This window comes from Embleya sp. NBC_00896 (assembly GCF_045207785.1).
In the GTDB taxonomy this organism is placed as follows: Bacteria; Actinomycetota; Actinomycetes; order Streptomycetales; family Streptomycetaceae; genus Embleya.
Genome location: NZ_CP108776.1, coordinates 3,150,386 through 3,176,840, shown reverse-complemented (window position 1 = coordinate 3,176,840; position 26,455 = coordinate 3,150,386). Strand labels below are relative to the sequence as shown.

General features: G+C 70.7%; 29 protein-coding genes and 1 pseudogene. 21 read left to right on the top strand and 9 right to left on the bottom strand.

All coding sequences use genetic code 11. The features are described from left to right. Window positions 1-43: 43 nt before the first annotated feature. Entirely contained in the window at window positions 44-1,168 is a 1,125-nt protein-coding gene (locus tag OG928_RS14290) for a hypothetical protein (protein ID WP_406283644.1), read from the bottom strand. Next, window positions 1,165-1,677, bottom strand: coding sequence for a SigE family RNA polymerase sigma factor (locus OG928_RS14285; RefSeq protein ID WP_406283642.1), 513 nt, complete (start codon window positions 1,675-1,677; stop codon window positions 1,165-1,167). The genes OG928_RS14290 and OG928_RS14285 overlap by 4 nt, the downstream gene beginning before the upstream one ends. Window positions 1,678-1,830: 153 nt before the next feature. Between OG928_RS14285 and OG928_RS14280 the strand changes: the two genes are divergently transcribed. From OG928_RS14280 to OG928_RS14270, 3 genes are all read left to right on the top strand, one after another. Beyond that, entirely contained in the window at window positions 1,831-2,154 is a 324-nt protein-coding gene (locus tag OG928_RS14280; RefSeq protein ID WP_161357719.1) for a PadR family transcriptional regulator, read from the top strand. Continuing rightward, window positions 2,151-3,554, top strand: a complete 1,404-nt coding sequence (locus tag OG928_RS14275) for an HAAS signaling domain-containing protein (RefSeq protein WP_406283641.1) — start codon at window positions 2,151-2,153, stop codon at window positions 3,552-3,554. Before OG928_RS14280 ends, OG928_RS14275 begins: the two co-directional genes overlap by 4 nt. 248 nt (window positions 3,555-3,802) lie before the next feature. After that, on the top strand, window positions 3,803-6,031 hold the full coding sequence (locus OG928_RS14270) for a BTAD domain-containing putative transcriptional regulator (RefSeq protein ID WP_406283640.1): 2,229 nt from the start codon (window positions 3,803-3,805) through the stop codon (window positions 6,029-6,031). Between the two features lie 102 nt (window positions 6,032-6,133). Here OG928_RS14270 and OG928_RS14265 read toward each other — a convergent pair whose 3' ends face one another. Beyond that, window positions 6,134-7,105 (bottom strand): SGNH/GDSL hydrolase family protein, encoded by a 972-nt coding sequence (locus OG928_RS14265; protein ID WP_406283638.1) that lies wholly within the window; start codon window positions 7,103-7,105, stop codon window positions 6,134-6,136. Window positions 7,106-7,204: 99 nt separating this feature from the next. Between OG928_RS14265 and OG928_RS14260 the strand changes: the two genes are divergently transcribed. After that, on the top strand, window positions 7,205-8,476 hold the full coding sequence (locus tag OG928_RS14260; RefSeq protein WP_406283636.1) for a helix-turn-helix domain-containing protein: 1,272 nt from the start codon (window positions 7,205-7,207) through the stop codon (window positions 8,474-8,476). A gap of 46 nt (window positions 8,477-8,522) precedes the next feature. On the opposite strand, the gene OG928_RS14255 is transcribed toward OG928_RS14260, so the two are convergent. The 3 genes from OG928_RS14255 to OG928_RS14245 all read right to left on the bottom strand — a co-directional run bounded on the left by OG928_RS14255 (window position 8,523) and on the right by OG928_RS14245 (window position 11,416). Further along, window positions 8,523-9,152 (bottom strand): TetR/AcrR family transcriptional regulator, encoded by a 630-nt coding sequence (locus tag OG928_RS14255; protein ID WP_406283634.1) that lies wholly within the window; start codon window positions 9,150-9,152, stop codon window positions 8,523-8,525. A gap of 169 nt (window positions 9,153-9,321) precedes the next feature. After that, complete coding sequence (locus OG928_RS14250; protein ID WP_406283633.1) at window positions 9,322-10,029, bottom strand: SDR family oxidoreductase; 708 nt, start codon at window positions 10,027-10,029, stop codon at window positions 9,322-9,324. A gap of 232 nt (window positions 10,030-10,261) precedes the next feature. Continuing rightward, window positions 10,262-11,416: an acetyl-CoA C-acetyltransferase gene (locus OG928_RS14245; protein WP_406283631.1), complete on the bottom strand. Its 1,155-nt coding sequence runs from the start codon at window positions 11,414-11,416 to the stop codon at window positions 10,262-10,264. A 336-nt stretch (window positions 11,417-11,752) separates the two neighbouring features. Between OG928_RS14245 and OG928_RS14240 the strand changes: the two genes are divergently transcribed. Then, on the top strand, window positions 11,753-12,196 hold the full coding sequence (locus OG928_RS14240) for a winged helix-turn-helix transcriptional regulator (RefSeq protein WP_406283629.1): 444 nt from the start codon (window positions 11,753-11,755) through the stop codon (window positions 12,194-12,196). A gap of 184 nt (window positions 12,197-12,380) precedes the next feature. Here the strand turns inward: OG928_RS14240 and erm are convergent, their stop codons facing one another. Then, entirely contained in the window at window positions 12,381-13,214 is an 834-nt protein-coding gene (erm, locus tag OG928_RS14235) for a 23S ribosomal RNA methyltransferase Erm (protein ID WP_406283627.1), read from the bottom strand. 324 nt (window positions 13,215-13,538) lie between these two features. Here erm and OG928_RS14230 point away from each other — a divergent pair, with 324 nt between their 5' ends. Together OG928_RS14230 and OG928_RS14225 are read left to right on the top strand one after the other, a co-directional pair. Then, entirely contained in the window at window positions 13,539-14,030 is a 492-nt protein-coding gene (locus tag OG928_RS14230; protein WP_406283625.1) for a hypothetical protein, read from the top strand. A gap of 74 nt (window positions 14,031-14,104) precedes the next feature. After that, entirely contained in the window at window positions 14,105-14,578 is a 474-nt protein-coding gene (locus OG928_RS14225; RefSeq protein WP_406283623.1) for a hypothetical protein, read from the top strand. 167 nt (window positions 14,579-14,745) lie between these two features. On the opposite strand, the gene OG928_RS14220 is transcribed toward OG928_RS14225, so the two are convergent. Further along, window positions 14,746-15,084: an ATP-binding protein gene (locus OG928_RS14220; RefSeq protein ID WP_406283621.1), complete on the bottom strand. Its 339-nt coding sequence runs from the start codon at window positions 15,082-15,084 to the stop codon at window positions 14,746-14,748. A 260-nt stretch (window positions 15,085-15,344) separates the two neighbouring features. Between OG928_RS14220 and OG928_RS14215 the strand changes: the two genes are divergently transcribed. The 3 genes from OG928_RS14215 to OG928_RS14205 all read left to right on the top strand — a co-directional run bounded on the left by OG928_RS14215 (window position 15,345) and on the right by OG928_RS14205 (window position 16,796). Further along, window positions 15,345-16,190 (top strand): DUF5753 domain-containing protein, encoded by an 846-nt coding sequence (locus OG928_RS14215; protein WP_406283620.1) that lies wholly within the window; start codon window positions 15,345-15,347, stop codon window positions 16,188-16,190. Further along, entirely contained in the window at window positions 16,190-16,414 is a 225-nt protein-coding gene (locus tag OG928_RS14210) for a DUF397 domain-containing protein (RefSeq protein ID WP_406283618.1), read from the top strand. The genes OG928_RS14215 and OG928_RS14210 overlap by 1 nt, the downstream gene beginning before the upstream one ends. A gap of 127 nt (window positions 16,415-16,541) precedes the next feature. Next, window positions 16,542-16,796, top strand: coding sequence for a DUF397 domain-containing protein (locus OG928_RS14205; protein ID WP_406290975.1), 255 nt, complete (start codon window positions 16,542-16,544; stop codon window positions 16,794-16,796). Here OG928_RS14205 and OG928_RS14200 read toward each other — a convergent pair. Beyond that, a pseudogene (locus OG928_RS14200) lies at window positions 16,729-16,959 on the bottom strand (arsenic resistance protein); the annotation flags it as partial. The gene OG928_RS14205 and the pseudogene OG928_RS14200 sit on opposite strands and share 68 nt — an antisense overlap. A gap of 478 nt (window positions 16,960-17,437) precedes the next feature. Between OG928_RS14200 and OG928_RS14195 the strand changes: the two are divergent. The 11 genes from OG928_RS14195 to nuoF all read left to right on the top strand — a co-directional run bounded on the left by OG928_RS14195 (window position 17,438) and on the right by nuoF (window position 26,454). Beyond that, on the top strand, window positions 17,438-17,587 hold the full coding sequence (locus tag OG928_RS14195) for a hypothetical protein (protein ID WP_406283616.1): 150 nt from the start codon (window positions 17,438-17,440) through the stop codon (window positions 17,585-17,587). After that, on the top strand, window positions 17,584-19,197 hold the full coding sequence (locus OG928_RS14190; protein WP_406283614.1) for a tetratricopeptide repeat protein: 1,614 nt from the start codon (window positions 17,584-17,586) through the stop codon (window positions 19,195-19,197). The genes OG928_RS14195 and OG928_RS14190 overlap by 4 nt, the downstream gene beginning before the upstream one ends. 99 nt (window positions 19,198-19,296) lie before the next feature. Continuing rightward, on the top strand, window positions 19,297-19,635 hold the full coding sequence (locus OG928_RS14185) for a PadR family transcriptional regulator (protein WP_406283612.1): 339 nt from the start codon (window positions 19,297-19,299) through the stop codon (window positions 19,633-19,635). After that, window positions 19,632-20,183 (top strand): hypothetical protein, encoded by a 552-nt coding sequence (locus tag OG928_RS14180; protein WP_406283610.1) that lies wholly within the window; start codon window positions 19,632-19,634, stop codon window positions 20,181-20,183. Before OG928_RS14185 ends, OG928_RS14180 begins: the two co-directional genes overlap by 4 nt. Before the next feature lie 624 nt (window positions 20,184-20,807). Next, window positions 20,808-20,930, top strand: coding sequence for a hypothetical protein (locus OG928_RS14175; RefSeq protein ID WP_406283609.1), 123 nt, complete (start codon window positions 20,808-20,810; stop codon window positions 20,928-20,930). A gap of 206 nt (window positions 20,931-21,136) precedes the next feature. Further along, the gene (locus OG928_RS14170) at window positions 21,137-21,496 is read left to right on the top strand and encodes an NADH-quinone oxidoreductase subunit A (RefSeq protein WP_406283607.1); all 360 of its coding nucleotides are present in this window, start codon (window positions 21,137-21,139) and stop codon (window positions 21,494-21,496) included. A gap of 45 nt (window positions 21,497-21,541) precedes the next feature. Further along, window positions 21,542-22,162 carry a NuoB/complex I 20 kDa subunit family protein gene (locus OG928_RS14165; RefSeq protein ID WP_406283605.1) on the top strand — a complete coding sequence of 207 codons (621 nt, stop codon included), beginning with the start codon at window positions 21,542-21,544 and terminating at the stop codon, window positions 22,160-22,162. After that, the gene (locus OG928_RS14160) at window positions 22,159-22,914 is read left to right on the top strand and encodes an NADH-quinone oxidoreductase subunit C (protein ID WP_406283603.1); all 756 of its coding nucleotides are present in this window, start codon (window positions 22,159-22,161) and stop codon (window positions 22,912-22,914) included. Before OG928_RS14165 ends, OG928_RS14160 begins: the two co-directional genes overlap by 4 nt. Beyond that, entirely contained in the window at window positions 22,914-24,251 is a 1,338-nt protein-coding gene (locus OG928_RS14155; RefSeq protein WP_406283601.1) for an NADH-quinone oxidoreductase subunit D, read from the top strand. The genes OG928_RS14160 and OG928_RS14155 overlap by 1 nt, the downstream gene beginning before the upstream one ends. Window positions 24,252-24,265: 14 nt before the next feature. Then, window positions 24,266-25,120: an NADH-quinone oxidoreductase subunit NuoE gene (nuoE, locus tag OG928_RS14150; RefSeq protein WP_406290973.1), complete on the top strand. Its 855-nt coding sequence runs from the start codon at window positions 24,266-24,268 to the stop codon at window positions 25,118-25,120. Continuing rightward, on the top strand, window positions 25,117-26,454 hold the full coding sequence (gene nuoF, locus OG928_RS14145; RefSeq protein WP_406283599.1) for an NADH-quinone oxidoreductase subunit NuoF: 1,338 nt from the start codon (window positions 25,117-25,119) through the stop codon (window positions 26,452-26,454). The genes nuoE and nuoF overlap by 4 nt, the downstream gene beginning before the upstream one ends. Window position 26,455 lies beyond the last annotated feature (1 nt).

The following is a 26,455-nucleotide window of genomic DNA, read 5'->3' as shown; positions in this document are numbered from 1 at the left end:
CGAACTTCCCTGAATGTACCGAGAGTTCGGCCGAGCAACCGGGCTAGGAAAGTGGGCCGACCCAGGTGGCCGGTTCCGCGCAGTCCTTGAAGTCGGTGGTCTCGATCAGGCGCTTGAGGTCGTCGTAGGTGACCTTGTTCCGGTCGCCGACGCTCAGGGTGTAGGAGCACGAGCCGACGTTCGCGAGCAGCAGGCTGCCGTTCGGTGCCACGGTCACGCCGTTGCCACTTGTCGTCACGTACCTCGTGTCGTGTCCGGCGATCGGGGTCGGGGCGCCGAGGGCGGCCGCGTGATCGTCGAGGTACAGGTCGCGGGGCGCGACAAGAATCGTCAGCGCGGCGTCGACGTCGGTGGGAAGCACGCCCGAATCCGGTACGGGATCACCCGGGACGCCGAGGATCAACCGGGAGTTCCTCGAGCCCGTGACGTCGCTCGATTCGTGGGCGACCGGCGAGATCCCGGCGGGCCGGACACCGAGCCGATACGGGGTCCGCACTACGCCTCCGGGCGTGATCTCGACTGCCGCGGCCAACCGTTCGAGGCCGGCGCGGTCCCGCGAAGCCGAGACGATCACCCAGTTTCCTGCGGCGTCCGGCCAGGCGACGACGGGAGCGAGCACCTCGCGCGGCGATGCCTCGGGTGCGTCGGGGACTGTGCTGAAAGCGGGGAACCGGCTCGTGCCGACCGGGAAGCGGTCGACATAGTACGCCGGGTGCCCTCGGACGGTCAGCGGCTCGCCGGCCAGGAGGCGAGCGGTGTCCACGGTGCTTGCGGCCTGCACGGTGACCCTGCCACCCCAGTCCGCCGCCGATGTCTCGGATCGCATGGTGGCGAAGGTCCGCGCTCCCTCGAATCCGCGGTTGAGCACGAACAGTCCGCTGTTCGCGGCCAGGCCGATGGTGACGGCCGGTGCCGCCGGCAACGTCGACGACCCGCTCGTCGCCGGCCCGGCCACCCGATCCGGCCCGCTGTCGCCGGGGTCGGAGACCATCCCGGGTGTGATCGAGCCGGCGGCGACGACGGCGGCGACGCCCAGTCCGGCGGCGGCCAGGCGGCGTCGACGCACCCGCCGGGCACCCCTGTACGCGCCCTCGATCAGGCCGTCCGGGGGTGGTGCGAGGAACTCATGGCGGGTGAGCGCCTCTTCGAGGTCTCGGATGTCGTTCACGCTGTCTCTCCCTGTGCGAATGAGGGGACTCGGGTCATTTCCACGCGCAACGTCGCGAGGGCTCGTGAGGCGTATCCGCGCACGGTGCCCGGCCGGCACTTGAGGGTCTCGGCGATCTCGTCGTCGGTGAGACCCTCGTAGTAGCGCAGGACCAGGACGGCGCGCTGTTGGCGAGGGAGGCCGATCAGGCGTCGCCACAGGTCCTCGCCGGCCCCGAAGGCGGCGGCGTGGTCCGGCACGGTGGGGGCGTCGGGGCCGTCCGTCGTGTCGTAGGTCAAGGCGACCGTCCGTACCGCCTTGCGCCGCCGCAGGGACAGGAATTCGTTGGTGACCATCGTGCGTACGTACGCCTCCGGTCGATCCAGCGCGCTGATCCGTTTCCAGCGCACGAGCGCCTTCGTCAGTGCTTCCTGGACCAGGTCTCGGGCCAACTCCCGGTCTCCGCACAGCAGTGCGGCATAGCGCAGCAAGGCCGGCAGTCTGGCCGCGGCAAAGTCCTCGAACCGCATCCTGCTCGTCTCCTTGTTCGGAAGCCTCTGCCATTACAAACGCGGACCCGGTTCGATCTGTTGTGCGGACGAGGGGAGATGGGGTCGGGATTCCATGCCGACCACTACTGCGCATTGCGTGGTACTGTCCAACGCATAAGAGCTGGAGGCGTCATGGATCCGAGTCAGTTGCTCAAGGGAGTGCTGGACCTCGCGGTGCTCGCCGTTCTGCGTGAAGAGGACGGCTATGGCTACGACGTACTGCGCAGGCTGCGCAAGGCCGGTCTCGACGACGTCGGCGACGCGTCGGTCTACGGGACGTTGCGGCGGTTGTACAACGCCGGTCTGCTCACGTCCTACGTGGTGGCCAGCGACGAGGGCCCGAACCGTAAGTACTACGCGCTGAACGAGCCCGGCCGACTGCGGTTCCGGGAGTCCACCGACACGTGGAACTCGTTCGCCCGGACGATGTCGGAACTGGTGGGGGAGACCCGATGAAGGACACCGCACTGCACCCCGTCGCGGAGGACTACCGCCTCGAGGTGGCCCGCGTACTGGCCGATCTGCCGCCGGGCGAGGCCGAGGAGATCCTCGACGACGTCGAGGTGAACCTGAGCGAGGTGCTCGCCGAACTCGACGACGCGGTCACCTCCGAGTCGCTCCGCGCCCGCCTGGGCACGCCGAACGAGTACGCGGCCGAGCTGCGCGCGGCGGCCGGCTACCCGCCGCTGCGGCCGGGTGGATCGGGCGGTGCGGCGCGCTTCGGGATGCCCGAAATCGTGCTCGGTGGACTGGTGTTGGCGACCGTGACGGCCCTCGTCGGGGGCTTGGGGATCGGGCGCGCCGCCGACTGGTGGGTGCTCCCGTGCTTCGTCGCGCTCGCCGTGGAACTGATCAACGCGCTGTGGCTGCGCGGCCGCGACCCGGGGGTACCGGAGGTCGCCGCGCTGTCGATCACCCGGCGCGCGCAGGCGCTCGGGGAGTCCGTGCGGACGGGTCGATGGGCCGCGCAGGTGCGGTTCGTCATCGGACTGCAAAGCGCGTGGTGGGTCGCCCGCGCGGTGGTCGTGGGCGTGGCCGTCGGAGCCCTGGCGGACGACGCGTGGTGGGGTGTCGGCGCCGGCGCGGCGGCGCTGGTCGCCTCGCTGTGGCTGGCGCCGCGCTCGGCGCGGGATCGCCGGTTGGTCTGGGCCGCGGTGCCGATCAACGCGCTCGTGGCCGGGATCGCGATCGGTGTGATCGCGTCGGGGCAGCTCAAGACCACGGAAACGGAGTATGTGGGCGGGAGTTACACCGGCCCCCAAGGGCCGAACTACAGCCGGAATGGCGAGCACCTGCTCGGCACCGCGAACGGCGGGCCGTTGGCGAATATCTACCCGTTCGACGCGCAGGGCCGGCCGCTCCAAGGCGTGCTGCTCTTCGACCAGAACGGCCGGCAACTCGGGCTGCTCAACACCGATCTCGATCACTCGTGCATGAACAGCACACTGGGGCAGTACGGCTCGTCCGGGCAGGACAACCCGCAGGAGCAGTTCCGGATGCCGAACCGGGAGACCCTGCCCTTCCCGCAGCCCCGAGTGATCCGGAACGCCAACGGCTCCGAATGCCGGGTCGAGGAGGGGGCAGCCCCGTTCACCATCGCGATCCCGATCCAGCCGGGGCAGCAGACGGCCCCGCCGTCCGCGGGTGCGACGGTGCCGAGCACGCCGCCGATGACGCTTCCCTCGGGTTCGGCTCCGCCGGCCTCGGCGCCGGCGACAGGTGGGCAGCAGAGCGCGCAGACCGGGGATCCGCGGAACGCGCCGTCGGGGAGCCCGCAGAGCGCGGCGTCCGGTGGTTCGCCGAACTCGGCCGGTCCGCAGAGTACGGCGCCTCCCGTTACGCGGCCCGGGAGTTGAGGTCCGAAACCGCCGGCCCACGACCGGTCGGCGGTCCCGGATCGCCGCACACGCGGCGCCCCGGCGAGGTGTACGCGCGGGGCGTCGCGGGCGTCGCGGTGGTGCGTCGCGAGTGCGTGACAGGCGGGCGGCAAGGGCGTTCACCGCGCGTCGAGTGAGCGTTCAACGCGGCATGGGACAACAGGCGGATGACTTCATGCCCGGCCGCCGGTCGGCCCTTCGCGCCGCATCAGTAAGGTCTCTTATCCATGCTGACGTTTCGTGTTCTGGGAGCGCTCGAAGCGTGGGACGGTGACCGGCCGGCCGACCTGCGCGGCCCGCGTCATCGGGCCGTTCTCGCTCGGCTCGTCCTGGCTCGTGGGCACGTCGTACCGGTCGATCGATTGATCGAGGACCTGTGGCACGGCGAGTCGCCGCACCGCGCGCTCGGTTCCGTACAGACCTTCGTGTCACATCTTCGCCGCGCGCTCGAACCCGACCGCGCGCCGCGGACGCCCTCGACCGTGCTGGTGACCGCGCCGCCCGGGTACGCCTTCCGGGTCGGCAAGGACGAGGTCGACGCGTGGCGGTTCGAGGCCCTCGTCCACCGGGCCGGCAGCCTGCTCGCGACCGGCGCCGCCGAGGACGCGCTGCGTGATTTGACCGTGGCGCTCGACCTGTGGCGCGGTCCCGCGTACGCGCAGTTCGCCGACGAGCCGTGGGCCAGGCCCGAGGCCGCCCGACTGGAGGAACTGCGCTTGGTCGCGGTGGAACGTCGAGCCGAGGCCGGACTGGCGATCGGGCAGGCGTCCGGCATCGTGCCGGGCCTGGAGGCGCACGCGGCGGCGCACCCGCTGCGTGAGGAGAGCTGGCGGCTGCTCGCGCTCGCGCTGTACCGGTGTGCGCGCCAGGGCGACGCGCTCGCGGTGCTGCGCCGGGTACGCACCGCGCTGCGCGAGGAGTTGGGGGTCGAGCCCGGCGGGCGTCTACAGCGCCTGGAGGCGGACATCCTGGCGCACGCGGCCGAGTTGGACGCACCCGAGCCCGCCCCCGTGACGACGGCGACACCGGCCGCCGGCGTACCGACCGCACCGGCCGAACGCCCCGAACCCCCAGGTGTGGCCGAGGCTTCCGAGGATGGGACGGAGGACGTATTCGTGTCCCGCACGACCACGTTGATCGGCCGGGCCGACGAGACCGCGACCCTGATGGCCGCCGCGAACCGGACCGACGGGCGGCTCGCGGTCGCGCTCGTGAGCGGCGACCCGGGCGAGGGCAAGACCGCGTTGACCGAGCACGTACGGGAGTTGCTGGCCGCCGAGGGATGGCGGGCCGCGTGGGGACGCTGCCCCGAATCCGGCGGCGCGCCCGCGGGCTGGCCGTGGACCCAGATGTTGCGCACGCTCGCGGCGGTCAGCCCGCCGGACGAGGAGACCGCGCGCGTGCTCGCGCCGCTCCTGGCCGACTCGTACGTCCCGGTCGGCGACCAGGCCGCGGCCAAGCTGATGCTGCATCAGGCGGTGGTGGACTACCTCGCCCGGGCCACCGCCGAGACGCCGTGGCTGCTGGTGTTGGACGACGTGCACCGCGCGGACGAGGAGACCTTGGCGCTGCTGTGCCACCTCGCGACCGACCGCGACGCCGCCGGGCGTGGGCTGCTCGTGGTCACGTACCGGCACAACGAGGTCGGCGACCTGCTCGCGGACGCCCTCGCCCGGCTGGCCCGTTGCGGCCCGGAGCGGATCGAACTCACCGGCCTGCAACCGGAGGCGGTCGCGGACCTGGTGCGCGGCGCGGTGTCGGCCGCGATCGACGAGGACACGGTCCGGGCGATTGTGGACCGGACGGCCGGCAATCCGTTCTACGTCCTGGAGACCGCCCGCGTGCTCGCCGCGGAGGGCGCGCACGCGGCGGTGTCCGAGGTCCCGGTCGGCGTGCGGGACGTCATCCGCCGGCACGTCGCGGGACTGCCGACGGCCGCGCAGGAGGTGCTCAAGCAGGCGTGCGTGCTCGGTCGCGACATCGACGTCGACGTGCTGTTGGCCCAGGGCGGCACCGACGAGGACACGGTCCTGGACGCGGTCGAGTCGGCGCTGCTGACCGGGTTGCTGGTCGAACCGGACGCGGGCCAACTGCGGTTCACGCACGCGCTCGTGCGGGACACGCTGTACGAGGACCTGTCCCAGCTGCGCCGGGCCAGGATGCACGCGCGCACGGCCGAGGCGATCGAGGCGGTCCGCCCGCGCGACGTCTCCGCGCTGGCCCACCACTACCTGGCCTCGGCCTCGCGGGCGACGGCGGCGAAGGCCGCGCACTACGCGCGACTCGCCGCGCTGGACGCGGAGATCCACTTCGCCTATCGCGAGGCGGCACAGCTGTGGCGCGGGGCGATCGTCGCGTTCGAGCGGTCGGGGGCGACGGACGAGACGGCCCGCAAGGAGCTGGAGGCGGGCGTGGAGCGGTCGTTGGCGCAGTCGGGGGACCACAGCCACGAGTGAGCGGGGTCGACCTCGGCGCGGAGTCGGCATCTCCGTGCGGTCGGCCGTGGCGCCGGGCGGGTCGTCGCCGGCCCGCCCGGCGCGTTTCGGGCGCGGTGCCGGTCAGCCGGCCAGGACGCGATCGCCGATGAGCCGGCCGTAGTTCGCCTCGCCGCGCCGGTTCGGGTGCAGCGGGGCGGCGAGGTCGGTCGGTACGTATCCCTCGACCCACTTGGCCGACGGCGCTTGGCACGCGTCGTGGCCCACGCTCGGGGTCTCGACGTCCACGTAGTCGGCGCCGTGCGCGGCGGCCTGGGCGGCGATCGTCGTGTTCAACCGGTGGACGCTGCTTTGCAGGTAGTCGGCGTCCACGCCGAGCACCGGCTGGTAGGGCCAGCAGCCGCCGGGCTTGATGTACAGGCCGTAGCCGGTGACCACGACGCGGGCCAGCGGCGCGCGGGCGTGGATGCCGGCCAGCACGGTGGCGAGCCTCGGGGCGAACGCGTCGATCCGCTGCGCGATGCGATCCACGCCGCCGGCCGTCCAGGTGTTCTTGCACGGCGTCGCGAACGGGTTGAGCGTGGCGCAGTCCTGGGCGATCCCGACCAGGCCCACGTCGTTGCCGCCGATGGTGAGGGTGACGAGGGTGGTGTCCGCGCTCAGCGCGTCGAACTGCGGTGGCGCCTGGCCCATGTCGACGCCGGCCAGGGACAGGTCCTGGGGCGAGGTCATGTCGGAGCTGTCCGCACCGCTACAGGTCACGTCGCGGAACTCGGCGACCGAGAGCCGGGCGGCGAGCACGTGCGCGTAGTTGTTGGTGGACCGGCCGCACGCGAGCGGCCCGGTGATGTCCGGGATCAGCGGTCCCGAGGCCATCGAGTCGCCCAGCGCGACGTAGACCTGGCGGTTCGCGGCGCCGGCGGGCGCGGACCCGGCGACCGTCCCGGCCAGGGCCAGGGCACCCGCCGCGATCGCGGCCGCGGCCGCGCGCGCGAACCCGCGCAGGCGAGCGCCTCGGCGCCGACCGCCTTGTCGCCGAGTGGCTCGCAACCGCCTGCCTTGTAGCCGACTCCCCATGTGCACCGCAGAGTTCATGACGACTCCCGCCGGTCGTGGAATGTCCCACGCGTCATCATGCAGACTCGGACACTGTGGCTTAACTGGTGAGTAACACAGACTTTCCGGGAGGTCGCTGTGACACGTGACAACTCGACGCGTGCCCGGGTGCCCACAGCGCGGGCCGACCCGCTGCGCATCGGCGGCCGGTCCGTGGCCGCCCAACTACGGGCCGGGGCACCGGGGTTGACCCGAAGGGTGCTGAGCCGGCTGCCGACCGAGCTGCCCGTGTACGCGGAACTGCCGGACGAGGAGCTGGCCGGCGACATCGCCGAGATCGTCCAGCACACGCTGCGCCTGTTCGCCGACGTGGTCGAGCGGCGGCTCGCGGTCGGCGACGCGGACCTCGCACCGCAACGCGCCTCGGCGGCCCAGCGCGCGGAGGAGGGCGTACCGCTGGACGCCATCCTGACGGCGTATCAAATCGGCGTCGAGATGTGCTGGAGCGAGAGCACGGAACAGGCCCGACCCGAGGAACTCCCGGCCGTTCTGGAGCTGTTCGCGGATCTGCTGCGATTGCAGCGCGAACTGATCGCCGCGGTCAGCGCGGCCTACCTCGAAGCCCGCCAACTCCTGGACGGGCAGGAGCAGACCGGTCGGCACGCGCTGCTCGCGGCCCTGCTCGCGGGCGAGTCACCGGAGGCGGTCGCCGGGCGGACGGGGGTCCGGCCGGCGGCCCGATACGTCGTGCTGACCCTCGCCCTGGCCGCACACCCGGACGAGGCCCGGCCCGGCTCCCGGGCGGGCATCGCCGCGCGCCGCAAACTCCGCCGGATCCGCCAGGCCCTCGACCGGTTCACCGGCGAACCCGCGTTGACCGCCCTGGACGCCGCCGGCGGCACCGCGCTGCTTCCGGTCGACGTCGCGCCGCCCTGGCCGGAGGTACGCGCCCTGATCGACCGGGCCGCGTGCTCCGCCGGCACCGCGATCACCGGGGCGGCGGCGATCGCCGAGCCGGCGGGCATCCCGGAGGCGGTCACCCGGAACGCCGAGGTGGTCCGGCTGGTCCGCAGCAGCGGGCGCGGTCCCGGCCTGTACCTGCTCGCCGACGTGTTGCTCGACTATCAACTCAGCCGCCCCAGCGCCGCGTTGGCCGGCCTGGCCGACCTGCTGGCCCCGCTGGACCGCAGGCCCGAGCTGCTGCTCACGCTGGAGACCTATCTGACCCACGGCCTGAACCGCCGGGCCACCGCCGCGCTGCTGCACCTGCACCCGAACACGGTCGACTACCGCATCCGCCGGGTGGCCGGCCTGACCGGCCTGTCACCGAGCCACACCGGCGATCTGCACCGGCTCAACGCGGCCCTGGTGGCGCGACGGTCGTTGGCGGGGGGTGGGGCCGGCGGTTGAGGGCGCCCCGGGGCGGGCCGGGTCCTTTCCGGTGCGGCGGGGTGGGTCAGAGGCCCGTGTTTCCCGGTCGGTACAGGTTGATCAGCTGGGCCAGGTGGCGTCCGGCGGCCCGCAGGGGCCGGTCGTCCTTGGAGACCTGGGTGGCCAGTTCGGCGCCTTCCAGGGTGCCGATGATCGTGCGGGCCAGGTCGCGGGCGTCGGCGTCCGGGATGCCGGCCCGGCGGAGTGCGGCGAAGACGATCTCCTGCCAGTGGGCGAAGGCCTCGGCGGCCGCCTGCTGGATGTCGGGCGCACGGCCCGCCGTCCCCAGGGCGGTGGCCGTCACCGGGCATCCGTCGATCCAGTCGGAGTCGCGCAGGCCCTCGGCGAGCCGGCCGGCCAGCGCCACCACGGCTTCGGCCGGGTCCTGGTCGCGGTCGAGGAACTCGCGCAGGGCGTCGGCGAATTCCTCGCCCCCGAGGCGGATCGCGGCAACCGCCAGTTCCTGCTTCCCGCCCGGGAAGAAGTGGTAGATCGAGCCGTGCGTGGCCCCGGACTCCGTGGAGATCTGTTTGATCCCCGTGCCGTCGTAGCCCTGCCGCTGCATCAGCGTCGAGGCGGTGCGGACGATCCGGGCGCGGGTATCGGCGCCGGCGGTCGGGGGCGCGGTCGTGACTGATCGAGCGGTGGTGTCCACGCGGCGAGTCTATCGAATAGAACGTTCATCTTAGGGCTGTGCCGGCCTCCGAAATGTCAATGGAACGTTCGGTCCAGTGGAGAGCGGGCGAGGCTCGGGAAGCCTGCCGCGTAGGCGCCTCGGGCCGGGGCCTGCCGCGGGGTGCGCGGGCGTGCCCCGGGCCGGTCGGTCAGCGGCGCAGGGCCGGGTAGAGGACGTCGAGGTCGGCGGAGAGGGCGGACTTGGCGTCGGTGCTGTAGGTGTCGACGAGGACCTCCATGCGCTCCGCCTCGACGGCGTCGAAGGTCTGCGCGGCGACGTCCTCGGGGCGGATCTTGGGCAGCTCGACCCGGGCGGCCATGTCGGTGTCGATGAAGCCGGCGTGGACCCCGACGACGAGGGTGCCCTGGGCGGCGAGCTCCAGCCGGATCGCGTTGGTGAGCGACCAGGCGGCGGCCTTGGAGGCGCTGTACGAGCCGACCTGGGGCAGGGCCATGAAGGAGAGCACGGACAGCATGTTGACCAGCGCGCCGCCGCCGTTGCGGGCCAGGACGGGGGCGAAGGCGCGGCACAGGGACAGCGTGCCGAAGTAGTTGGTCTCCATCTCGGCGCGGGCCGGGTCCTGGGTCTCGGCTAGGAGGAGCGAGGCGGCGTGGGAGACGCCGGCGTTGTTGACCAGGAGGGTGACGTCGCCGAGTCGGCGGGCGACGTCGGCGACCTCGTCGGGGTCGGTGATGTCCAGCTTGATCGGGACGACGCCCGGGTCGGTGATGGTGTTCGGGTCGCGGGCGCCGGCGTACACGGTGTGCGCGCCGCGTTCGACGAGCGCGCGGGCGAAGGCGCGGCCGAGGCCGCGGTTGGCGCCGGTGACGAGGGCAACCGAACCGGAGATCTTCATGGGGCGCATTCCTCGGGGTCTTGGTGCGGGTTTCGGTGGGTGAACCGGTGGGTGTGCGACGGGCGCGGGCCGGTGTGGCGCTGCGTTCGTCGTTGCGCGGGGTGTCGGCTTGCCCGGTTGCCCGGTTGCCCGAGTTGCCCGGTTGTCGGGTTGGCGAGGATGCCGGGTGACCCGGGTGACCCGGGTGACCCGGGTGGCCCGGGTGGCCGGGGCGTCGGGGTCGTCCGGATCGTCAGGCGAGGCGCTCGATGATCGTCACGTTGGCCATGCCGCCGCCTTCGCACATGGTCTGTAGGCCGTAGCGGCCGTTCGTCCGCTCCAGTTCGTTGAGCAGGGTCGCGAGGAGCTTGGTGCCGCTCGCGCCCAGCGGGTGGCCGAGCGAGATCGCGCCGCCGTTGACGTTGACCCGCTCGGGGTCGGCGCCGGTCTCGCGCTGCCAGGCAAGCACCACGGACGCGAACGCCTCGTTGATCTCGACGCGGTCCATGTCGTCGATGGTCAGGCCGGTACGCGCCAGCGCCCGCGCGGTCGCCGGGATCGGTCCGGTCAGCATCATCACCGGGTCGTCGCCGAGCACGGTGAGGTGGTGGATCCGGGCGCGCGGGGTCAACCCGTGTACGCGCAGGGCCCGTTCGGAGACCACGAGGGTGGCGGAGGCGCCGTCGGAGACCTGACTGGCGAGCGCGGCGGTGATCCGGCCGGCCGGGCGCAGGGTCGGCAGTGAGCGGATCTTGGCCCAGTCGGGCTCGCGCGGGCCCTCGTCGCGGGTGACGTCGCCGTATGGGACGAGTTCGTTCGCGAACCGGCCCTCGCGCTCGGCGCGCAGCGCGCGTTCGTGCGAGGTGACGGCGAAGTCCTCCATCTGCTCGCGGGTGATGCCCCACCGCTCGGCGATCAGTTCGGCCGCGCGGAACTGGCTGATCTCCTGGTCGCCGAAGCGCTCGTGCCAGCCGAGCGCGCCGTCGTACGGGCTCGCGAAGCCGAATTCCCGCCCGGCGCGCAGCGACGCCGAGATCGGGACGGCACTCATGTTCTGTACGCCGCCGGCGACCACCATGTCGGCGGTGCCGCTGAGCACGGCCTGGGCGGCGAAGTGCACGGCCTGCTGGGAGGAGCCGCATTGCCGGTCGATGGTGGTGCCGGGGACGCTCGTGGGCAGACCCGCGGAGAGCCAGGACGTCCGCGCGATGTTGCCGGCCTGCGGGCCGATCACGTCCAGGCAGCCGAAGATCACGTCGTCGACCGCGACCGGGTCGATGCCGGTGCGCTCGACGAGGCTGCGCAGGATGTGCGCGCCGAGGTCGGCGGGGTGGACCTTGGCGAGCCCACCGTTGCGCTTGCCGACGGGGGTCCGGATGGCGTCGACGATGTACGCCTCGTTGCTCATGAGCTGCACCTTTCGACAACTGTGTGTGCGGAGTGCGTGCCCGGCGGAGTGCTCGGGCCGTGCTGCGGCTGAACAGTGGTGGCGTCCGGATGAGTGAGTTGGAAAATCCAACTCGACTCTTCGTCAACGTAGCGCGGGTGGGTTGGAGATGGCAACCTTGTCTGCGTGGTTGCCATCAGCAGTTCCTCGAACCGTCCTTCCGGCGCTTCCTCCGGGGGTGCCGCGGGGGAGTCCTCGTCCGGTCCGTCCGGTGGGCTCGCCGGTCCTTCCTCGGGCGGGCCCGTCGGCGATCCGGCCGCCGGCCCCGGTGCGTCGTCCCGTGGCGGGCGTCCCCGGGTGGGCCGGCCGTGTTCGGTCGCGGCCACGCTCGCCGTCGTCGGCGAGAAGTGGGCCCTGTTGGCTGTCCGCGAGTTGTCCTTCGGCAATCACCGCTTCGACGCGATCGCCCGCAACACCGGTGCCCCGCGGGACATCCTGACCACCCGGCTGCGCGCGCTGGAGGCCGCCGGGATCCTGGAACGCCGCCGCTACCAGGACCGCCCGCCGCGCTTCGAGTACCACCTGACCGACCAGGGCCGGGACCTGGCGCCGGTGCTGCAGACCATGGCCGCCTGGGGCGATCGCTGGCTGGCCGACGAACCCCCGGTGGTGTTCGGCCACGGCGACCACGACCTGGACGCGGCGGTGATGTGCCGCGGCTGCGGCGAGGAGGTCACCCCGGGCAGCGTCCGCGTACACGTCCACGCCCCGGGCTGGGACCGCACGGGCCCGGTGGGCTGACGCCGGGCGCGGTGCGGGACCGCGCCCGGCGCCCGCACCGCGCTTGGCCCCGCACCGCGCTTGGCCCCGCACCGCGCTTGGCCCCGCACCGCGCTTGGCCCCGCACCACGCCCGGCGCCCGCGCCACGCTTGGCCCCGCGCCTGGGGCGGGGCGAAGCGTCGGAGTCGGGCGGTACCCCCGTCGTCAGCGCCGCGATCCGGCTCGGCCGGCCCCCGGGCGCCGGCCACGTGTGGGTGCGCTTGCGGGTCTCCGCCCGTCGGCCAGCCGCCACAGCGACGCCCACTGGGTCGCCGTCAGGTCCTTGGGCAGCGCGGATGGCGGCAGCCGCTCGTCCCACAGCCACCCGCGCGGCGCCGGACCGGCGAACCGCCTCGTCCGATCCAGGATTTCGCGCAGCCCGCGCCCGGGCCCGGTGAACACCTGCCGGACGAACTCCTGGTAGGCGCCCCGCGACCCGACGACCAACGGTGTCGCCCGCCGCGTCATGGACAGCAGCCCACCGTCCACCGAGGGCACCGGCCGAAACGCCCGCGCCGGCACCCGCGCGTGCACCGCGAACTCGAACCAGGGCCACCAGGCCGCCGTCAACATGGTCGCGCCGCCGACCCCCGCGCGCCGCCGCGCCACCTCCCACTGCACGAGCAACACGGCGGACTCCCAGTGGTCCGCCTCCAGCAGTCGGCGCATCACCGGCGTCGTCACGTGGAACGGCAGATTCCCTACGACGGTGTGCGGCTCGCGCGGAAACCGATACCGCAGCACATCGGCCGTCACGACCTCGACATGCGCGGGCATCCGCCGCGCGAGCCGCCGAGCCCGCCGGGGATCGACCTCGACCGCCGTGATCGGCCGCCCGGTTCGGCTCAACGGCACCGTGATGGCCCCGTCGCCAGGCCCGATCTCGACGATCGGCCCGGAGGTCCGCGCGACGAGGTCCGCGAAGAGTCCGATCACCGACCGATCGACGAGGAAGTTCTGACCGAGCTCATGACGTCCACCATGGGTGGGGTAAGGCATGAAAGGGCTCCGCAAAGGCAGTTCGGAGCCGGGCAGCACGAAGCGGCCGCACCGGCAATGGTCCCGAAGTGCGGCGGAACCGGCGAGAGAAGAAGCCCTCGGCCCGCCGCTAGAAGCGGCGAGTCCTCGTAAACGCGGAAGCGAACATGCGGCCACGCTAACCCGCAACCCCCCGAGCCTTCGAACCCATTTCGGTGCCCCGGACCACTGATGCGAGACCGCGAGGGGTCGCCGCCCGCTTCCACAGCACGCACTTCCTGGACCCACCACCCGCAGCGCCCCCCGCACCGCCGCCAAGTTCGCATCCCTGTCGGGACGTACCTGATGAGCGACAATGCGAACGTGCCGCGTTTCGTCTGCGACCGCTGCCGGATACCCGTCACCGGGTTCCTGGTCCGGGTCCCCCTCCCCGCCCCCACGCTGTCCCGGGTGCCGCCGCTCGAACTCGACCTCGCGGCACGGGCCGACGCGCGGAGGCCCCTACCGCGGATGCCGCGTGGCGCGTACGCCCACGAGTTGCGGTACGACCGGGATCTGCTCCGGGACATCGCGATCCTGGGCCCCGACGCCGAGTATCCGCTGCCGCCCCTGGGCTTCAAGATCCACCCCGACGAGGCATCGGCCCTGGTCACCCACACGCACCGCGACGATTGGGCCTGCTGCCTCGGCTGCTGCGGTCCCTCTGGTCACAACGGCCCGAACCTCGCCTGCCCGGCATGCGGCACGGAGGTGGCCACACTCGAAGCGGACTGTTACACCCAGAACGAGGTTACGCTCTCCCCCGCCGCCGTCGCCCTGTCGTTCCTGGATGACTGAGTCGATTCGCCACCTGGCACACACTGCGACGACGTCACCGAGTCCTTGTCGCACGGCGTCGTTACGGTCCGCCCATGAGCTACTGGGGATGGAACATCCTGGTCAAGGGCGACCACACACTTGCCGAACACCCGGCAATCACCGAGTACGCCGGAATTGTCGAGGCCGAGTACGTCATGGGCGAATGGCGAGAGCTGCGGATGGATGGCCTCGACAGCGGTGGCAGCGGGGACATCGCCGCGATCGTGCGAGCCACCGGCGCCCCGGCCATGGCCTTTTACGTACTGGGCGACGACTGTGCCATCGGTGAGGCCGCCGCACCGTCCGGTCCGATCTGGTACGCGGTCTTCCGATACGACGACGACTACGCCAAGGGACTGCCCCCGGGCTACCGACGCGAGGACACCGTGGCCAACGCACTCGCCTGGGCCACACAGGCCGGCCTCACCGCCGACCCCGCCAAGGTCGAACACGCCTTCGCCGAAGGCTGGATGGACGACCTCTACGCCGCATTCGGCCTCCCCGAGTCCACGCCCGCCGACACATGAATGCGCGGCGTTGTCGGTATGCGTACGGCCATCGGCAGTCCGGTGAGCATTCGCAGGCCGGCTCGGGCGTCGTCCGGAGCGCGTGAAGCCCGTGTGGGTCTCGGCAACCATCGGAGGCGCCTTCCCAAACGAGTGACCGGGTTCGTGTCGTCGGCCGAGCCGGCCGCTCACCTGACTACCTCGAACCCCGCCACGAACGCCTGGTAGCCGCCCTGGCGTCGCTCGCATCTGAACACGGTGGTCAAAGCGCGCGTCAGGACCAAGCCCCGTCCCGACTCCGCCTCGGGATCCTCCGTGGGTTCCGGCAGCTCCACCTCGTCCTGCCGAGCCAACACCGTCACCCAGAAGGTGCCATTGGCCGTGTGCGTGGCCACAAGCACCGCGCTCGTGGGGTGCCCGTGCACGAACACATTCGTCGTCAACTCGCTGACCACCTCGGCGACATCGTCCACGTCGGCGCCCGCCACCGCCGCTCGCGCGGCGGCATGCTCTCGGGCGGATCGCACGGGCCTGGGACCTTGCAGTCGCAGGAGGGAAGGGAATTCGAGGGTGCCGATAGGCATGGCTGTCCCCTGACTTTGCGGGGTGCGGACCAACGATCGTGATTGCCATCCGTGAGCTTCAAGTCTCACTGGGTGACGTTTCGATGAAACACAAGCGAATCCGCATATGCAAGTAGCTTTGCGAAAAAGCACCCCTAGGTGACCTCGCAGCCGCGACTCCGAGGCAGGCAACTGGTGCAGACTGAGCACCAGGAAGGAGGCACATGGCGTCCCATACGCGAAAGCGCATCCGCCTCGGGCGCAGGCTTCGTGAGTTGCGCGAGGCGCGCGGCATCACACTTGCGACCGCAGGAGCGGCAATCCAAGGTGACGGCCCGAAGGTGAGCCGTCAGGAGCACGCGAAGGCGTACGTCAGCCCTCACGACCTGGCGATCTACTTCCAGCTCTACGAGGTCCCGCCCGACGCGCAGCCGGAGCTGCGGGATCTGCTCGTCCAAAAGCGCATCAGGCACTGGTGGCAAGAGTTCGCCAACGACATCAACGCGAACCTGACCGAGGTGATCGCGCTCGAAGACGATGCCGCCGAGGCGATGGAGTATCAACCGAACGTGATTCCGGGTCTCCTCCAGACGAAGGACTACGCGGGCGCGATCATCGGGACGGGCTTCAACGCCTATGGATCGGATCAGGTCGAAGCGCTGGTCACGGTAAGGGAGATGCGCCAGCGTCTTCTCCGCGAGGACGAACCGTTGACGTACCACGCCATCGCAACGGAGGCCGCATTGCACTTCGACGTCGGCGGCCCCGACGTGATGCGAGAGCAAATGCTGCACTTGCTCGACGAGATGGCCCTGCCGAACGTCACCTTCCGGATCGTGCCGTTCTCGGCGGGACGTATGGCCGCCCAGGCGGCGGGATTCACGATCCTCAAGTTTGAGGACAGTGACGATCCCGACGCTGCTTGGATGGAGGGTTTCGGCGGTATGATTCCACGTGACTCACGACGCGAAATCCGCCTGTACAACAGGCTGTTCGATGAGATCGCGTCAGCCGCATTGTCGCCGGACGAGACTGCCGCGCTACTTCGGGACCGATCAGAGAGTCTGTGATGGACAAGACTGAGCTCTACGAGGCCGACTTGACCCACGCTGTCTGGATCAAGGCGAGCGCCTCGAACCAGAACGGTACTTGCGTCGAACTGGCGGCCGTCGCCGACGGCGTTGCGATGCGGGACTCCAAGAACCTCGAACTCCCCGCACTGCGGTACACCCGCGAGGAACTGGCGGCGTTCATCGCCGGAGCCAAGGCCGGCGAGTTCGACCACCTCATCTGACGGTCCTGCGCGGGAGGCTCGGCCCGAGCCTTCCGCGTGATGAGCCGCGCGACGATTCCCATGGTCATCGTCTCGCGTGTGACGAGGTCGGAGCTCCTCGAGATAACCGGGAGTCGAGTTGAAGAGCATGTCGTCCGTGCCTGCTCCCGCGGAAAACGGTGCCTGGGTCAAGAGCAGCTACAGCGGCGGTGACAACGATTGCGTGGAAACGCGCCTGTCGAAGGATTCCGCGCCGGCTGTGAGGGACAGCAAACTCTCGAACAGCCCCGTCCAGAGCTATGAATCCTCCACGCGGCAGGCGTTCGTCGATGCCCTGATAAGCGCCTCCCGGCGCGCCCTCGTGCGGCCCACGTCTGGGTGGCCCAGGCCGGCGCGAGCGTGATGACGATCAGGACGACGAAACGCTTCGACGAACGGCGTCCCGCCTCGACCGTGTCCGCGGGTTCCGAGCCCATGAACAGCAGGAGGAACAGCGGCAGCAGGCGTCCCTTGTCGACGCCGGCGAGGCCGCTGACGACGATCACGTAGTCCACACACGGGCAAAGCTGTCAGTCGACGCGCGCTCGGTCCCGTCGAGCGAAGGGCCCGGCCCGTCGACTCCGGGGCGAATGGCGTGTGGGCGTGTCCGTGCAGGAGGCCGATGGCGACCGGGACCCAGCACGTGACGCCCGGTCGTGTCGCGGATGGGCGGATTTGATCATGTCTTCGGGGCGACCATGGGGCATGACGGGCTGGCAGCGGGCGTGTTGGTGGGGTCTTGCGTTGTTGGGAGCCGGGGCGGCGGTGGGGTTGCTGGTGTGGGTGACGGCTGCGCACCCTGAAGGCTCGGCTCAGGCATGGGGTGTCGCCGGGGCAGTAGCCGGGGTGGCTGCGGCGGGGGCGGCGCTGTGGCAACTACGCGCGTCGGCCCCGAGTCCCGCCCCCACGGGCGGCCCGCCTCCGGCACCACCCGCCCCTGCTCCGCCGCCCGGACCAGTGGAGCTGGTGACGGGTGAACGGGGGGCGATCGTGGCACGGGGGAACGTGACCCGCTCCTCGACCCGATACACCGGGCCGACACCCCCCACCCCCACGGCGCCACCGCCTGGTGGTCCGGTCGGCCTGGCGGGCAGTGACGGCGCCATCGTCGCCGGCGAGGACGTCGAGGACTCGCACTCCGAGTACGGGCCGTGATTCGGGAACCCGAGGAGGGGTTGGGGCATTCGGCATCGTCCGCCGGGCTCCACGGGACCGACGGCGCGATCGTCGCCGGTCGCGACGTGATCGCCTCGTCGGCGCAGTACATCGAGGCGGAGCAGGCGTTCGTGCTCCCCCCGGAGGCGTACGCGCCGATCTCGGACGATGCCGCAGCGCGCGGGGTATCGAACATCCCCGTGACGGGGCTGTTCGTCGGCCGTGATGGTGAACTCGACGCGTTGGAAGCGGCGTTCGGCAAAGTCGGCGAGGTCGTCGTCCACACGGTGCACGGGTTGGGCGGGGTCGGCAAGTCGGCGCTCGCCGCCCGCTGGGCGGCCGAGCGGCGCGAGGCGGTGCGGTGGTGGGTCACCGCCGACAGCGTCGCCGGGGTCGACGTGGGCGTGGCCGCGCTGGCGCGGGCCCTGCAACCCGGACTGGCCGGGCTGCCCGCGGAGTTGCAGACCGCACGCGCCGTGCGATGGCTCGCCGATCACGACGGATGGCTGCTCGTCCTGGACAACGTCGACGACCCCGCCCACATCCGCCCGTTGCTGGACCGGGTCCCCGGCGGCCGGGTCCTGATCACCACCCGCCGCGCGACCGGCTGGCACCACCACGCCACCACCATCCGCCTCGGCGTGTTCGACCCGGCCGAAGCGGTCGACCTGTTCACCCGCATCCTCACCCACCACGGCCACCCCAACACCGACGGCGCCGACACGCTGTGCGAGGAACTCGGGTACCTGGCCCTGGCGGTGGAACAGGCCGCCGCGTACTGCGCCGAGACCGGCACGAGCCCTCGCGCCTACCTGGACATGCTGGCCCGCCGGCCCGCCGCAATGTTCGCCGCCGGCATCGAAGGCGGCGACTCCGCCCGCACCATCGCCCGGATCTGGCAGCTGACCCTGGACCGCCTCGCCGACACCCCGCTTGCCGGGGACCTCCTGCGCCTGCTGGCGTGGTACGCCCCCGTGAACATTCCCCGCGACCTCCTCGACGGAATCGCCGAACCCCCAGACCTCGCGGGCGCGATCGGCCGGCTCATCGCCTACAACATGGTCACCGACAACCACGACGGCACACTCACCCTGCACCGCCTCGTCCAAGCCCTCGCCCGCACCGCCGACCCCGACGACCCCCACCGCCCGGCCGCCGCCGTCCACCACGCCCGCAACCAGGCCGCTGCCCGCCTCGCGGGCACGTTCCCCCACCACGTCGACCAACCCGCGAACTGGCCCCGGTGCCGGGCCCTCCTCCCGCACACCAACGCCCTCACCCGCCGGCACACCTCCGACCTGGACACCCTCCACACCGCCCACGTCCTCGACCGCGCCGCCACCTACCAGCAGGGACAAGGAGCGCTGGCCCCCGCCATCCACGACTTCCAACGCGCCCTCACCACCCGCGAGCGGATCCTGGGCGATGACCACCCGAGCACGCTGGCCTCCCGCCACAGCCTCGCGTACGCGTACGAGTCGGCGGGTGACCTGGGCCGTGCGATCCCGCTGTACGAGCGCACGCTGGAGGACTGCGAGCGGGTGCTGAGCCCGGGGCACCCGTTGATCGCGGCGGTGCGGGCGAACCTGGAACGAGTGCGGTCCACGTAGGGGTTCCGCCGGCGCAATCAACCGGGCGGTGCTGTCGCGGATGGAGCATCCCAGGAGCATCTCTTGCCGTCATATATCGGCAAGCGATATATATGAATTATGAAGCCACTGAGAGAGCAGAGCTACCTCATCCTGCTCGCACTGGCCCCCGAGCCGCTGTACGGCTACGGGATCATCACCGCCGTCCGCGACCTCTCCGACGAGAGGATCAAGCTGGGCGCGGGCACCCTGTACGGCGCGCTGGACCGGCTCACCACCGACGGCCTGCTCGCGCTCGACCACGAAGAGGTCGTCGACGGCCGATTCCGCCGCTACTACAAGCTGACCGGCGAAGGCCGCCAAGCCCTCACCGCAGAAACCGAACGATTGGCACAGCTCGCCCAGCGAGCCGCGCGTCGTCTCGGCACCCCTCCCTTCGCGATCAACCCGGCGGGATGATGAACGATACGTACGAGAGCCGCAGCCGCCTGCTTATGCGTGCCTACCCACCCCGCTACCGCACCGCCCGGGAGGCCGAGTTCCTCGGCACCCTGCTGGATGCTGCCCCACCCGGCGCGACCCGCCCATCGGTACGCGACGCCTGGGACATCGTCCGCGGTGGTCTGACGACTCGGCTGCGTGACCGGCCTCCGCCACACCACTGGCTCGCCTACCGCCTGTTCGAAAAACGTGTCCCGCACCGATACCGCATGTGGGTCCGCGACGACGCCCTCGGCCGTTTCTTCTTCGTCCGCCGTAACCTCGGTGGCTATCTGATCACGTTCGGCGTCGTCTGGCTCGGAACGATCCTGGGCGGAGCCGGCTATACCCCTGTTCCGGCGTCCGGACCCTGGCGGTGGGCCTTCCTCGCCGTACTCGCACTGGGGATCCTCAACCCCCTGTACTCCAAGTCCGTCCGCATCCGCACCCTGCGCAAGCACGAATTCGCCGACGACGGAACCGACCCGACATCGAGCCGATTGCCTTGCCACCCGGGCCGGCCATGACCTTCGCGGGCGCACCGTCCCACATCCGGAGATGACTCGGCGCTCGGGGCTTCGGAAAGCAACACCCACCCGCTCGCCGGCACGAGCATCGGAACAGCCGGTGCCGTAGCTGTCGCTCCTTGAATGTCGGAAGTCCTGTGCACATCATCGCGTGCACAGGACTTCCGACTTTGTCGGCTGCGCTGCGGGACCACGACCACGGGGACGCCACACTTCGGAAACCACGCATCGGTAATCTCCGTCTGCCGCACGCGGCACAACGCGGCCAACAACGTCAGCCGCATCGGCGGCTTCATCCGCGCGATGTTCGCCGGGTACTCCTTCGCCGCCCGCGCCCGCCACGCGTCGACGAGCTTCTCCGACACGTCCCCGAACAGATCCGCCGGCAATGCCCGGAACCGAAGGTCTTCCGGATCTCCGTGCGGTGAGCCTTGATCCGGTCGCCCTGCCAGTCGTACGAACCGCCACGTACGCCACCGTGGCACCCGGCGCCTCCGCCGTCTCCGGGAACCGGGCCTCGACCTCGACCTCTCGGCTACGGAGAGCTACTCGCCACTTCGTCGCAGCCATACGAGCATCGGGCCGATGAGGGCATCAATCGGCGCCACTTTCTCATCACTGTCCGTGCGCAACCAGCTGGACCAATTATCACAACTGATCATGGTCGCCAAATTTGATGAGCCTTCAGCTCAGGTGATATTGGCGATTCTCATGATCAACATCGACAGTGAGCGTCGAGTTGTTTAGATCCCCGAATCGCTCACCCTGTGTGATTTTTGCCTGCATGCAACCGCTTCTGATCGATCGTCAGGTGGTGAAGATCACACCATGATCATTCTGTACCCGTGTCGCAGATCACATCCGAAGGGGCCTAGGATGGGCGCCGTTCCGGCAGCTTGTGAACCCGGTCACATGCGTGACACTGGGGGACTGAGAAGGGAGATGAGAGCGCGGTGAACCTGTACGCGCCGATCCTCGTGCTCGGGGGCATTGCCCTGGCCTTCGGAGTGGTCTCCCTCGTGATGGGGGCGCTCACCGGGCCCAAGCGTTACAACCGGGCCAAGCTCGAAGCCTACGAATGCGGCATCGAGCCGACCCCGCAGCCGGAGGGCGGCGGGCGATTCCCGGTCAAGTACTACCTGACGGCGATGCTCTTCATCGTCTTCGACATCGAGATCGTCTTCCTCTACCCGTGGGCCGTGTACTTCGACTCGCTCGGGATGTTCGGTCTCGTCGAAATGGCCCTGTTCGTCGCCGCGGTCTTCGTCGCCTACGCCTACCTGTGGCGTCGCGGCGGACTCGATTGGGACTGACGACCGTGGGACTCACAACCGACTGACGGAGAGAGGCGCATCCGCGTGGGTATCGAGGAGAAGCTGCCCAGCGGCTTCCTGTTGAGCACCGTGGAAGGGCTGGCCGGCTACTTCCGCAAGGGGTCCTTCTGGCCGGCCACATTCGGACTCGCGTGCTGCGCGATCGAGATGATGGCGACCGGAGCCGGCCGCTACGACCTGGCCCGGTTCGGCATGGAGGTCTTCCGGGCCTCGCCGCGACAGGCGGACCTGATGATCGTCGCGGGCCGCGTGAGCCAGAAGATGGCGCCCGTCCTGCGGCAGATCTACGACCAGATGCCCAACCCCAAGTGGGTCCTGTCGATGGGCGTCTGCGCGTCCTCGGGCGGCATGTTCAACAACTACGCGATCGTCCAGGGCGTCGACCACGTCGTCCCCGTCGACATCTACCTCCCCGGCTGTCCGCCGCGGCCCGAGATGCTCATGGACGCGATCATCAAGCTCCGCGAGGAGATCCAGTCGATGCCGCTCGGCGTCAACCGCGAGAAGGCCGCCCGCGCCGCCGAAGAGGCCGCGATGAAGGCGCTGCCGACCATCGAGATGTTGCCCGCGAGCGCCCGCCGAGGCGCGCACGAGCTCAACCCCGGCATCCCGGTCGGCCAGAGTCGGGAAGGGGGCGTGCGATGACCACCGCGAACGGCACCCCCAACGGCACCCCCGAGGACAAGGCCGGTCTCCCCGCCCCGCGCGACGCCGAGTCCATCGAGGTCCGCCACGGCATGTTCGGCGCGAGCGGGTCGGGCGACACCTCCGGCTACGGCAAGCTCGTACGCACCGTCGCCTTCCCCGGCCCCGCCCCCCGCCCCTACGGCGGCCCGCGCGGAACCGCCGACGGCGAAGGCGAGTTCGACCTCGTCGCCGACGAACTCTCCGGCGCGCTCGACGAAGCCGGCATCGAGTTCGACGAGGCGATCGAGAAGGTCGTCGTCGACCGCGGCGAGCTCACCTTCCACGTGCGCCGCGAGTCGCTGCCGCGGATCGCGCTGACCCTGCGCAACGACCCCGCCCTGCGCTTCGAACTGTGCACCGGCGTCTCCGGTGCGCACTATCCGCAGGAGACCGACCGCGAACTGCACGCGGTCTACCACCTGCGCTCGATCACCCACAACCGCGCGGTCCGGCTCGAAGTCGCCGTTCCCGACGCGGATCCGCACCTGCCGTCACTCGTGAGCGTGTACCCCGCGCTCGACTGGCACGAGCGCGAGACCTACGACTTCTTCGGCCTCGTCTTCGACGGACACCCGGCGCTCACGCGCATCCTCATGCCGGACGACTGGCCCGGCCACCCGCAGCGGAAGGACTACCCGCTCGGCGGCGTGCCCGTCGAGTACAAGGGCGCCCAGATCCCGCCGCCCGACCAGCGGAGGTCGTACAGCTGATGACCGATCAGACAACGACACCCCCATCCGCCGCGCACGCGCGGGAGACCACCGAGGGCCGGGTCTACACGGTCACCGGCTCCGACTGGGACGAGGTCGTGCAGGCCGCGGCCGACGCCGAAGAGCGCATCGTCGTCAACATGGGCCCGCAACACCCGTCCACCCACGGCGTGCTGCGGCTGATCCTGGAGATCGACGGCGAGACCGTCACCGAGGCCCGCTGCGGAATCGGTTACCTGCACACCGGCATCGAGAAGAACCTCGAGTTCCGCAACTGGACCCAGGGCGTCACCTTCGTGACGCGCATGGACTACCTGATGCCGCTGCACAACGAGACGGCCTACTGCCTCGCCGTCGAGAAGCTGCTCGGCATCGCGGACGACATCCCCGATCGCGCGCAGGTCATCCGGGTGCTCCTGATGGAGCTCAACCGGATCGCCTCGCACATGGTCTGCCTCGCCACCGGCGGCATGGAGATCGGCGCGCTCACCGTGATGACCTTCGGGTTCCGCGACCGCGAACTGATCCTCGACGTCTTCGAGATGATCACCGGGCTCCGGATGAACCACGCGTACATCCGCCCCGGCGGCCTCGCGCAGGACCTCCCGCCCGGCGCCGTCGACAAGGTCCGCGACCTCCTCAACATCCTCCCCGGCCGGATCCGCGAGTACGAGCTGCTGCTCAACGACAACGCGATCTTCAAGGGCCGCACCGAGGGCATCGGCTACCTCGACCTCGCCGGCTGCATGGCGCTCGGCCTCACCGGCCCGGTGCTGCGCTCCACCGGCCTGCCGCACGACCTGCGCAAGACGCAGCCCTACTGCGGCTACGAGAACTACGAGTTCGACGTCGCCACGGTCGACACCTGCGACGCCTTCGGGCGCTACCTGATCCGCATCGAGGAGATGAAGCAGTCGCTGCGGATCGTCGAGCAGTGCCTGGACCGCCTGGCCCCCGGACCGGTCATGGTCGGCGACAAGAAGATCGCCTGGCCCGCGCAACTCGCGCTCGGCCCCGACGGCCTCGGCAACTCGCTCGAGCACATCCGCACCATCATGGGCACCTCGATGGAGTCCCTCATCCACCACTTCAAGCTGGTGACCGAGGGCTTCCGGGTGCCGCCCGGCCAGGTGTACAGCGCGATCGAGTCGCCCAAGGGCGAACTCGGCGTGCACGCCGTCAGCGACGGTGGCACCCGCCCCTACCGCGTGCACTTCCGCGACCCGTCGTTCAACAACCTGCAGGCCATGGCCGCCATGTGCGAGGGCGGCCAGGTCGCAGACGTGATCGTGGCGGTGGCGAGCATCGACCCCGTCATGGGAGGTGTCGACCGTTGAGTACGGACCTGGGCATGCCGATGCCCCCGCCCAAGCCGGCTCCGCCGTTCCCGCCCGAGGTGCGCGCGCGCCTGGAAGTGGACGCGAAGGAGGTGATCGGCCGTTACCCGCAAGCCCGCTCGGCGCTGCTGCCGCTGCTGCACCTGGTGCAGGCCGAAGAGGGCTACGTGACCGGTACCGGCATCGAGTTCTGCGCCGACATCCTGGGCCTGACCACGGCCGAGGTGTCCGCGGTCTCGACCTTCTACACGATGTACCGCCGACGCCAGGGCGGCGACTTCCACGTCGGCGTGTGCACCAACACGCTGTGCGCGGTCATGGGCGGCGACGAGATCTTCGCGAGCCTCAAGGACCACCTCGGGATCGGCAACAAGGAGACCACCGCCGACGGCGTGGTCACCCTGGAGCACATCGAGTGCAACGCGGCCTGTGACTACGCGCCCGTCGTGATGGTCAACTGGGAGTTCTTCGACGACGCGACCCCGCAGTCGGCCAAGGAACTCGTGGACGGCCTGCGCGCCGGCCGGGACGCGGTACCCACCCGCGGCGCGCGGCTGTGCACCTTCCGGGACACCTCGCGCATCCTCGCCGGCTTCCCGGACGAGCGCCCGGGCGCGGTCGACGAGGGCGGCGCGGGCGGCGTACCGAGCCTGGTCGGCCTGCGCATCGCCAACGGCACGCACAAGGACGAACCGGCCCCCACCGCGAACGTGGCCGCTCCCCGGCGATCCACCGAGGAGACCACGAACGACGGTCCGCCCGCCCCGAGTTCGCACGACGCCCCGGCGAACACCGCGGAGTCGGACCCGGCCAACCCCGCGCCCCCCACCGAGGCCGGGCACGACAAGGACGGGGACACAGCGCCGTGACCGACCCCTCCATCCTCACCCCGGTGCTCTCCGCGAACTGGGACGAGCACCAGCCGTGGACGCTGGACACCTACCGTCGCGGCGGCGGGTACGACGGCCTGCGCAAGGCCCTCGCGATGCACCCCGACGAGGTCATCCAGACCGTCAAGGACTCGGGACTTCGCGGGCGCGGCGGCGCGGGCTTCCCCACCGGCATGAAGTGGGGCTTCATCCCGCAGAACGACGGCAAGCCGCACTACCTCGTGGTCAACGCCGACGAGTCCGAGCCGGGAACCTGCAAGGACATCCCGCTCATGTACGCCAACCCGCACGTGCTGATCGAGGGCGTGATCATCGCGTCCTACGCGATCCGCTCGGAGCACGCGTTCATCTACGTGCGCGGCGAGGTCGTCCCGGTGCTGCGCCGGCTGCAGAACGCGGTCCGCGAGGCGTACGCAGCCGGCTACCTCGGCAAGAACGTGCAGGGCTCGGGCTTCGACCTCGAACTCACCGTGCACGCGGGCGCCGGCGCGTACATCTGCGGCGAGGAGACCGCGCTGCTCGACTCGCTCGAGGGCCGTCGCGGCCAGCCCCGACTGCGCCCGCCCTTCCCGGCGGTCGCCGGCCTGTACGCGTCCCCGACCTGCGTGAACAACGTCGAGTCGATCGCATCGGTGCCGCCCATCCTGAACAGGGGCGTCGAGTGGTTCCGCTCGATGGGCTCGGAGAAGTCGCCCGGGTTCACGCTGTACTCGCTGTCCGGGCACGTGAAGCGGCCCGGCCAGTACGAGGCCCCGCTCGGGGTCACCCTGCGCCAGCTCCTGGACCTGGCCGGCGGCGTCCGCGAAGGGCACCGGATCAAGTTCTGGACGCCCGGCGGATCCTCCACCCCGATGTTCACCGACGAGCACCTGGACGTGCCCCTCGACTACGAGGGCGTCGGCGCGGCCGGATCCATGCTCGGCACCAAGGCGCTGCAGATCTTCGACGAGACCGTGTGCGTGGTGCGCGCGGTGCTGCGCTGGACCGAGTTCTACGAGCACGAGTCGTGCGGCAAGTGCACGCCGTGTCGCGAAGGCACCTACTGGCTCACCCAGTTGCTCACCCGACTGGAGCGCGGCGAAGGCACCGAGGAGGACCTGGAGACGTTGCTCGACGTCGCCGACAACATCCTCGGCAAGTCCTTCTGCGCGCTCGGTGACGGTGCGGCGAGCCCGATCCAGTCCTCGCTCAAGTACTTCCGCGACGAGTACCTGGCGCACTTCGAGCACGGCGGCTGTCCCTTCGACACGGCGGCGTCCACCGCGTGGGCGAAGACAGCGTTGGCTTCAACCGGGGCAGGAGCGCACAGCTGAC